The organism is Polaromonas sp. (assembly GCF_043778355.1).
GTDB lineage: Bacteria > Pseudomonadota > Gammaproteobacteria > Burkholderiales > Burkholderiaceae_C > Polaromonas.
This window is the reverse complement of the sequence record NZ_JAYWHI010000108.1, coordinates 35,808-43,764: the sequence shown is the minus strand read 5'-3', so window position 1 is coordinate 43,764 and position 7,957 is coordinate 35,808. Positions and strand designations below refer to the sequence as shown.

Here is a 7,957-nt window from a genome sequence, read left to right as displayed (position 1 = left end):
GCCGAAAACGGGATCGAGCTCGAACTCGGCTAGCGCCTCAGACAATCGCTCGCCCTGATCCGTTTTCGGCTGCGCTCCTCGGCCCAGCCCGACGGGTGGAGAGGCAGAGAAGAAAAACACCAACACCGAACTCCCCTCCGGAGCACAAGAAGCGCGCAGCGCTTCTTGTGCGGGAATCCCAACAGACAGCCATGTTTGCACGCGAGGGCAGAGCACGCGGCCACATGAAGTCCCCCTCCATCGCCCAGCGGGGCGAGGGAGGGGTTAGGGGTGGGAGTGGGGAGTCGCTCCTACCGTCCAGAACAGACCTGTATCGAGGCGTGATGCAAAGGCAGCGGAAAAAGTGTCCCGTCATATGGGGCCATCACCCCATGTCAAAATCAACGTTATGGAAATCATCGCTTTTCTGATCGACTTCATTCTCCATGTGGACAAACACCTGGAGGCTTTCACCCGCTCCTACGGCATGTGGGTGTACGCGCTGCTGTTCCTGATTGTGTTTGTCGAAACCGGCGTGGTGGTCATGCCTTTCCTGCCGGGTGATTCCTTGCTGTTCATCGTCGGCGCGCTGTGCGGGGCCGGGCTGCTGAATCTGCCACTGGCCATGGGTCTGCTGGTTGTTGCGGCGATTCTGGGTGACCAGTGCAACTACCTGATCGGCCGTTATTTCGGACCCAAGGTGTTCCAGTGGGAGCAGTCGAAATTTTTCAACAAGCGCGCTTTCAACCAGGCGCACGCGTTTTACGAGCGTTACGGCGGCATCACCATCATCATTGCGCGTTTCATGCCTTTCATTCGCACCTTCGCACCTTTTGTGGCCGGTGTGGCAGAGATGAGCCGCGCCAAGTTCAGCGCCTACAACGTGATCGGCGCGTTGATCTGGGTGATCGGCCTGTGCGGCGCCGGTTATCTCTTCGGCAACCTGCCCTGGGTGCAGGCAAACCTCAGCAAGATCATCTGGGCCATGATTCTGATTCCTGGCCTGATCGTGCTTTACGGTGCCTGGAAGGCCAGCCGCAACAAGCCGCTGACGACGGCCGGGACGAGCGACCGGCCTTGAGTTCGTTCGGGCCCTATTCAGCCTTGGTGATTTTCACCGTCACGATCTGGGAGCTTTGTAGTGTGGCATCGTCCACCCGGACGCGGTAGGTGCCTGGCACCGTCTGTGCGGTGGCCTCGATTTCAAGGGTGTCGCTGGAGCGCGGGATGCGAACCGACAGGCCGGGATGTGGCCGCACCATGAACTCGGCCCGGTAGGTGTTGCGCTGTCCGCCGCTGATATCGACAATCTCGACGCCCGGCGTTTTCTCTTTGAAGGAGACTGTTCCGGTTGAAACCGCGATGGGCAGGATCAAGCCCTCGATCTTGCAAGCTTTCAGTTTCTCGGCAGTGTCTTTGTCAACACTGGCAACGATGCCGGCGAGGCGCGCAGTGTGGGTATCCAGCGCGGCGATCGCCACCTGAAGGTTGAACACGGCGGCATCCAGTTGGACCCGTAAATCCGGCTGGTTCTTGTCACCAGCGGCTCGAACTGCCTTTTCTGTGTCAGGAGGGGTGGGCACGGTAATCGTTCCAGCCGACGCGTCCGAGAAAATCTGGCTGCTGCCCGCGAGTTGCGCCAGGGCGTTCGGCACCGCGCGGATATCCACTTCGGTACTGCGGATGGCATTGAGCACCTGGGCGTCGATGGTTTTCACTGCATTGCGTAAATCACCACCCGCGCGGTAGTGCCGCATCATCAGGTGGTCACCGGCCTTTTTGGCCTCCGTGGCGCGGGCCAGCGCTGCCTGGGCTGAAACCACGGTCGCACGCGCGGCGGTCACCGCGTTGGCGTTCGCATTGCCCGCCGCCTCGGTGCTTGCGACAAGCCCGAGTACAGCGCTGACTTGCTGGATGACACGCGCCTGCTGGGCGCCCTTGTCGTTCAGCAAATCAGTGATCAATGTCACCGTTGCCTTGTTGAAGTCCAGAGGCGTCACGGCGCCGCTTGCGCAGTTCAGCGCTTCAATGCCTGCGCCGTAAACGGCTGCGCGCCGTTTGTCGGTGTTGAACGTGCCCAGGGTGTAGGCCGTGCCGGCGATGAGCGCCACACCCCTGATCGCGCTTGAATGCGAACCAGAAATACCGAGGCCCAGCGCCAGCGCGCCCAGCCCGATCAAGCCGTTGGAGAGATGACGTTCGGCATCACCGAGCTCAATGAGTTTGTCGCGGTAGATCCTCTGTACACCTTCGGCATGGCGAATCGAGGCGGGAAGCGTGGGTGGCTCGGTGGGAACGGTCGAATCCGTGGAGTCGATCCGGACATACGGCGTGCCTGCGCAGGCGCTGAGCAGGAGGACTGCCGCCAGCAGCGCGACTGCGCGTGTGACAGGCCGGGTATGGTTTGCCACTTTGTTGCGATTTTTCCCGGCCCTTGTTTCCTTCATGCCTGCTTCCTGGTTTGCTGCGGTGTGGCGTTGTGCGACCGGCCAGCCAGGGCAATGGTGCTTGAAAGGACCTTGCTTCGCATCCCCTGAATTGATGATGTATGTTCATCCAGCGCTGCGATGCCGTCGCAGTCGGCGCGGGGTGGCTGCAATTAATAAGTAAGCGTATTATTTATCCTCAACCGGGGCCAACCAGGCGCCGGATGGAGAACAAGCCCCCATGAATTCACCTCAAACCTTGTCGCGCTGGAGCCAACCGGGCTCCAGCCGCGTGCCCTTCTGGGCCTACACCGACGAGCAGTTGTACCAGCGCGAGCTGGAGAAAATTTTTTATGGTCCGCACTGGTCTTATGTGGGCCTGGCGGTCGAGATCCCCAAACTGGGCGACTTCAAGCTGAGCCATGTCGGCGAGCGCCAGGTGGTGATGGTGCGCGACCGCGTGGCACCGAAAGACCGTGACACCGACCCCGGCATCCGCGTGGTGGAAAACCGCTGCGCCCACCGTGGTGTGCGTTTCTGCCAGAACCCGCAGGGCAATGCGCGCAGTTTTGTCTGCCCCTACCACCAGTGGACCTACAAGCTCAACGGCGATCTTGCCGGCCTGCCGTTCAAGGACGGCGTCAAAGACGGGGAGTGCGTGAACGGCGGCATGCCGGAAGGCTTCGACCTGAAGGACCACGGTTTGACCAAGCTGCGTGTCGCGGTGCTGCATGGCCTGGTGTTTGCGACGTTCAGCGACGCGGCCGAGCCGCTCGAAGACTACCTGGGCGCTAACGTCATGCCTTGGCTGGACCGCATCTTCAAGAGCCGGGAATTGACCCTGCTGGGCTACAACCGCCAGCGCATTCCAGGCAACTGGAAGCTGATGATGGAAAACATCAAGGACCCCTATCACCCTGGGCTGCTGCACACCTGGTTTGTGACTTTCGGTTTGTGGCGAGCCGACCAGAAAAGCCGCATGGTGATGGATGGCCACGGGCGGCACGCGGTGATGATTTCGCGCCGCAACGAGGGTGGCCAAAACGCCGCCGTGACCGAGGGTGTGACTTCCTTCAAGGCCAACATGGCGCTGCAGGATGACCGCCTGCTCGACGTGGTGCCCGAAGCCTGGTGGAAGGTTGATGACCCGGCCAACCCCGGTACCGACATCACGCCCACCGTGACCATGATCACGCTGTTCCCCAGCCTGATCATCCAGCAGCAGGTCAACTCGCTGAGCACCCGCCACATCGTGCCGCGCGGTCAGGGCGAGTTTGATTTTGTCTGGACCCACTTCGGATTTGCGGACGACACACCCGAAATGACGCGGCGCCGCCTGCGCCAGGCCAATCTGTTTGGGCCGGCCGGGTTTGTCAGCGCTGACGATGGCGAGGTGATCGAGTTCAGCCAGGCGGGTTTTGCGCAGTGGGGGGAGTCTGGCGAAACCCTGTGCGAACTCGGCGGCACCGGCACCGAGATGACCGAACACATGGTGACCGAAACCCTGATCCGCAGCATGTATGCCTATTGGAAGAAAGTGATGGCGGTATGAGCGCACTTGGCGAGGGGCCCCACAGAGTGGGGAACGACATGCGCGCGGTAAGCCTGGAGCGCCTGCAACTGCAGCACGAGGTCGACCAGCTTAATGCAGCCTATGCCTCAGCGCTCGATGAAAAACGCTTTGATGCCTGGCCGGAGTTTTTTGTTGAGGACGGGCGCTACACGCTGCAGGCGCGCGAAAATTTTGACCGGGGCCTGCCACTGGCGCTGATGGACCTCGAAAGCCGCGGCATGATGAAAGACCGCGTTTACGGCATCACGCAGACGATTTACCACGGGCCGTATTACACGCGGCATGTCATCAGCCCGGCGCAGATTCTGGGCGTTGAAGGCGATCTGGTGAAAGTCCAGGCCAATTACGCGGTGTTCCGAACCAAACCCGCCGGGGTCAGCGAGGTGTATAACGTCGGGCGTTATATCGACGAGATCGTGCGCACGCCCGAAGGTCTGAAATTCCGCTCGCGCTTGTGTGTTTACGACAGCGAGATGATTCTCAACTCGCTGATCTATCCCGTCTAGGACCGCACATACAACGCCTGCTGCCCGGTCGAGACGGTGAAGTGATTACCGCAGACCGGAAAAACCGGTCTGCTGTGGGTTTTAGCGCTTCTGGTCCTGCTTTTTGCCGATTTCGCTGCCAATCACAGCGCCGGCTGCTGCGCCACCTACCGTGCCCAGTGTGCCGCCGCCCAGTGCGCTGCCTGCTACGCCACCCAGCACCGCGCCGGTACCGGTGCCGATTTGCTGGTTGTTCAGAGAAGTACCGCAACCGGTCAGTGCGATCAGCGATGCGGCTGCTGCTGCCATCAGAATGTTCTTTGTCATCATGTTCACCTTTGTCGGAATGCAGGCAAGTCTCAAAAGGATTGGGATGAAGCCTTGTTGTTGCCTGTAGCTGAACTGTAGATTGGGCGTGCTGTCAGAGCTGTAGGAAACGGCCTGCGCATGCTGTCATCTGCCCGCGTGTGCGTGATGCAGGCTTATTCCATTTACAACGGGCGGTTGCGCGCCAGCGGAGGATTTTTTGCGAAATAACTGCTGATGCCGCGCATCAGCGCATCGGCCAGTTGCACCTGGTAGGCCTCGCTGCGCAACTTGGCCTCTTCATCGGGGTTGCTGATGAAGGCAGTTTCGACCAGCACGCTGGGAATGTCCGGCGCCTTGAGCACCGCAAAGCCGGCCTGCTCGACGCGCGGCTTGTGCAGCTTGCCGACGCTGCCGATCTCGCCCAGCATCGCACCGCCGAGCTTGAGGCTGTCGTTGATCTGCGCGGTGGTACTCATGTCGAGCAGGGCCTTTTGCACCTGCGCGTCTTTGGCCTTGACGTTGATGCCGCCGACCAGGTCGGCAGAATTTTCCTTGTCGGCGATCCAGCGCGCTGCACTGCTGGTGGCACCTTTTTCGCTGAGCGCAAATACGCTGGCGCCCTGTGGACGTGGTGTGAAAAACGCGTCGGCGTGGATGCTGATGAACAGGTCCGCCTGCACTCGTCTGGCCTTCTGCACGCGGATGTGCAAGGGCACAAAAAAGTCGGCGTCGCGCGTGAGGTAGGCGCGCATGTTCGGGATGGCATTGATGCGGTCGCGCAGGCGCAGCGCAATCTGCAGCACCACGTCTTTCTCACGTGTGCCGCCGGGGCCGATGGCGCCGGGGTCTTCGCCGCCGTGACCGGGGTCCAGCGCCACGATGATCAGGCGATCAGTCTTGTTGCGGCTGCCCGCGCCGGCGCCCACGGTTTCAGACGGCGATTTAGGGGCTGCTGCGGTTGCCGGCGGCTTCTCGGTGCTTGCGGCGGGCGGCGGGCTGGCGGGGGTCGGCCGTTCCGTTTGTCTGGCAATCAGATCACCCAGCGGATCCGTCGCCGGCGAAGCGGCAGGCTGCGATTTGTCTTTCAGGCGTTCGGCAATCAGCGCTTCCAGCGGGTCTGCCACCTGCGTCGGGTACAGATCGAACACCAGCCGGTGCTGGTAGGCTGCGACCGGCTGCAGGCTGAACACCTGGGGCAGCATGGGCTGCTTGAGTTCGATCACCAGGCGCACCACGCCGGGCGCGTTCTGGCCGACGCGAATGCCAGCGATGTTGGGATCATCGGGCTTGACCTTGGCCACGAGCTCGCGCAGCGCGGGGATCAGGTCGATGCCCTCGATGTCCACCGCCAGCCGGGGCGGCTCGGCGATGAAGTAGTACTTGGTCTTGAGGCCGGCGTCGGATTCGATGGTGACGCGGCTGTAGTCCTTGGCCGGCCAGACCCGCACCGCCATGATGGTCAGGCCGCGCGCGATCTGCTGCACGCCCAGCAGCAGCACCACGCTGCCCATCTGTAGCGCGCCGCGCCGGCTGATTGCGCCGGGCGTGTTCATGGCAGCAGCGCCGCGCCGGCATCGCTGCGGGCGGTGAGGGTGACGGCGCGCACATCACCGTCCTGCAAGTCGAGGGCGATGTCCAGGTCAGCGGCAGGCAGATGCTCGCCGGCTTTATCGGGCCACTCGACCAGCTTCAGGCCGGGGCTGGCAAAGATGTCGCGAAAGCCGGCTTCTTCCCACTCGTCCGGATCATTGAAGCGGTAAAAATCGAAATGCCAGATGTCCAGCGGCCCGCCGGGCGTGCCGTCGACCCTGTAGGGCTCAACCACCGCATAGGTCGGGCTTTTGATGCGGCCGCTCACCCCCAGAGCCGTGAGCAGGTGCCGCGCAAACGTGGTTTTGCCGCTGCCAAGGTCGCCGTGCAGCTCGATCAGGACCTGGGCCCCGGCGCTGCCTCGCATCCGGGCGGCGAGCGCCTCAGCAAAGGCCTGGGTGTCTCTTTCGGTCGCCCAGGCAATCCTTTTTACAATGAGCGGGTGATCGTTACTGGCCATCAATTCGTTTCTCGACTTCAAACGTGGGCGCGCGAGCTTGGGTTTTCGCAAATTGGCATAACAGGCATTGATTTGTCATCGGCGGAACCTGGATTATCGGCCTGGCTCGCGGCCGGCTTTCATGGTGACATGAATTACATGGCGGCGCACGGCCTCAAGCGCGCGCGTCCCGCAGAGCTGGTGCCGGGCACGGTCAGCGTGATCACCGCGCGCATGGATTACCTGCCCGCATCCACGCCGCAGGCGCCAGGACAGTGGCAGGCGATGGAACTGGCCCGGCTGGGACGACCCGGCGAAGCGATTGTGTCGGTGTATGCGCGCGGCCGGGACTACCACAAGGTCATGCGCACGCGCCTGCAAAAGCTGGCCGAACGGATTGCGCAAGAGGTCCAGCCACTCGGCCACCGCGCCTTCACCGACTCCGCGCCGGTGCTGGAGGCCGAGCTGGCCGCACGCAGCGGCCAGGGCTGGCGCGGCAAACACACGCTGCTGCTCAACCGCGAAGCCGGCTCGATGTTTTTTCTTGGTGAAATTTATGTCGATGTGGCGTTGCCGCCCAGCGAGCCGGTCACGCCACACTGTGGCAGTTGCAGCGCCTGCATGGACATCTGCCCGACGCAGGCCATCGTCGCGCCGTACCGGCTTGATGCGCGCCGCTGCATCTCCTACCTGACCATTGAACATGCCGGTGCGATTCCGCTGGAGCTGCGGCCCTTGATGGGCAACCGCATCTACGGCTGCGACGACTGCCAGCTGATCTGCCCCTGGAACAAGTTTGCGCAGCGCAGCGCCTTGCCGGATTTTGACGAACGCCAGGGCCTGAGCGGACAGCAACTGGTCACCTTGTTTGCCTGGAGCGAGGAAGAGTTTTTGCGTTACACCGAAGGCAGTGCGATCCGGCGCATTGGCCACGAGCGCTGGCTGCGCAATATTGCGGTCGCCATGGGCAATGCGATGCATGCCGGTGTTGATGAGGGCGGCGCACTGCGAGCTGCCCTGCTGGCGCGGCGTGCTCATGCCAGTGAAGTGGTGCGTGAACATGTAGCGTGGGCCCTTTCACAGCAATTATGAATCAAATTGGCCTCCAGCCCATAGCCAGCGGGCGTGAGTAGCTCCTGATTTTGTAGCATTTTGT

The 7,957-nt window shown here is 62.1% G+C and carries 9 protein-coding genes; 4 read left to right on the top strand and 5 right to left on the bottom strand.

Features of this window, described 5'->3' with window-relative positions; translation table 11 throughout:
- A partial coding sequence (locus tag ACH2CW_RS16275) for a hypothetical protein (RefSeq protein WP_395060031.1) occupies positions 1–201 on the bottom strand: 201 nt, incomplete at its 3' end.
- A 187-nt stretch (positions 202–388) separates the two neighbouring features.
- Here ACH2CW_RS16275 and ACH2CW_RS16270 point away from each other — a divergent pair.
- The gene (locus tag ACH2CW_RS16270) at positions 389–1,060 is read left to right on the top strand and encodes a DedA family protein (RefSeq protein WP_395060029.1); all 672 of its coding nucleotides are present in this window, start codon (positions 389–391) and stop codon (positions 1,058–1,060) included.
- A gap of 13 nt (positions 1,061–1,073) precedes the next feature.
- On the opposite strand, the gene ACH2CW_RS16265 is transcribed toward ACH2CW_RS16270, so the two are convergent.
- Positions 1,074–2,426 (bottom strand): hypothetical protein, encoded by a 1,353-nt coding sequence (locus ACH2CW_RS16265; RefSeq protein ID WP_395060027.1) that lies wholly within the window; start codon positions 2,424–2,426, stop codon positions 1,074–1,076.
- Positions 2,427–2,646: 220 nt separating this feature from the next.
- On the opposite strand from ACH2CW_RS16265, the gene ACH2CW_RS16260 reads away from it, so the two are divergent.
- On the top strand, positions 2,647–3,957 hold the full coding sequence (locus tag ACH2CW_RS16260) for an aromatic ring-hydroxylating dioxygenase subunit alpha (protein WP_395060025.1): 1,311 nt from the start codon (positions 2,647–2,649) through the stop codon (positions 3,955–3,957).
- Positions 3,958–3,995: 38 nt separating this feature from the next.
- Positions 3,996–4,484, top strand: a complete 489-nt coding sequence (locus tag ACH2CW_RS16255) for an aromatic-ring-hydroxylating dioxygenase subunit beta (protein WP_395060023.1) — start codon at positions 3,996–3,998, stop codon at positions 4,482–4,484.
- 81 nt (positions 4,485–4,565) lie between these two features.
- Here ACH2CW_RS16255 and ACH2CW_RS16250 read toward each other — a convergent pair whose 3' ends face one another.
- The 3 genes from ACH2CW_RS16250 to tsaE form a co-directional block, all read right to left on the bottom strand.
- The gene (locus ACH2CW_RS16250) at positions 4,566–4,793 is read right to left on the bottom strand and encodes a glycine zipper 2TM domain-containing protein (RefSeq protein ID WP_395060021.1); all 228 of its coding nucleotides are present in this window, start codon (positions 4,791–4,793) and stop codon (positions 4,566–4,568) included.
- A 161-nt stretch (positions 4,794–4,954) separates the two neighbouring features.
- Positions 4,955–6,325, bottom strand: coding sequence for an N-acetylmuramoyl-L-alanine amidase (locus ACH2CW_RS16245; protein ID WP_395060019.1), 1,371 nt, complete (start codon positions 6,323–6,325; stop codon positions 4,955–4,957).
- Positions 6,322–6,822 (bottom strand): tRNA (adenosine(37)-N6)-threonylcarbamoyltransferase complex ATPase subunit type 1 TsaE, encoded by a 501-nt coding sequence (gene tsaE / locus ACH2CW_RS16240; protein ID WP_395060017.1) that lies wholly within the window; start codon positions 6,820–6,822, stop codon positions 6,322–6,324. The genes ACH2CW_RS16245 and tsaE overlap by 4 nt, the downstream gene beginning before the upstream one ends.
- Between tsaE and queG the strand changes: the two genes are divergently transcribed.
- Entirely contained in the window at positions 6,808–7,893 is a 1,086-nt protein-coding gene (gene queG, locus ACH2CW_RS16235) for a tRNA epoxyqueuosine(34) reductase QueG (protein ID WP_395060037.1), read from the top strand. The genes tsaE and queG overlap by 15 nt on opposite strands.
- The last annotated feature ends 64 nt before the right edge of the window (positions 7,894–7,957 follow it).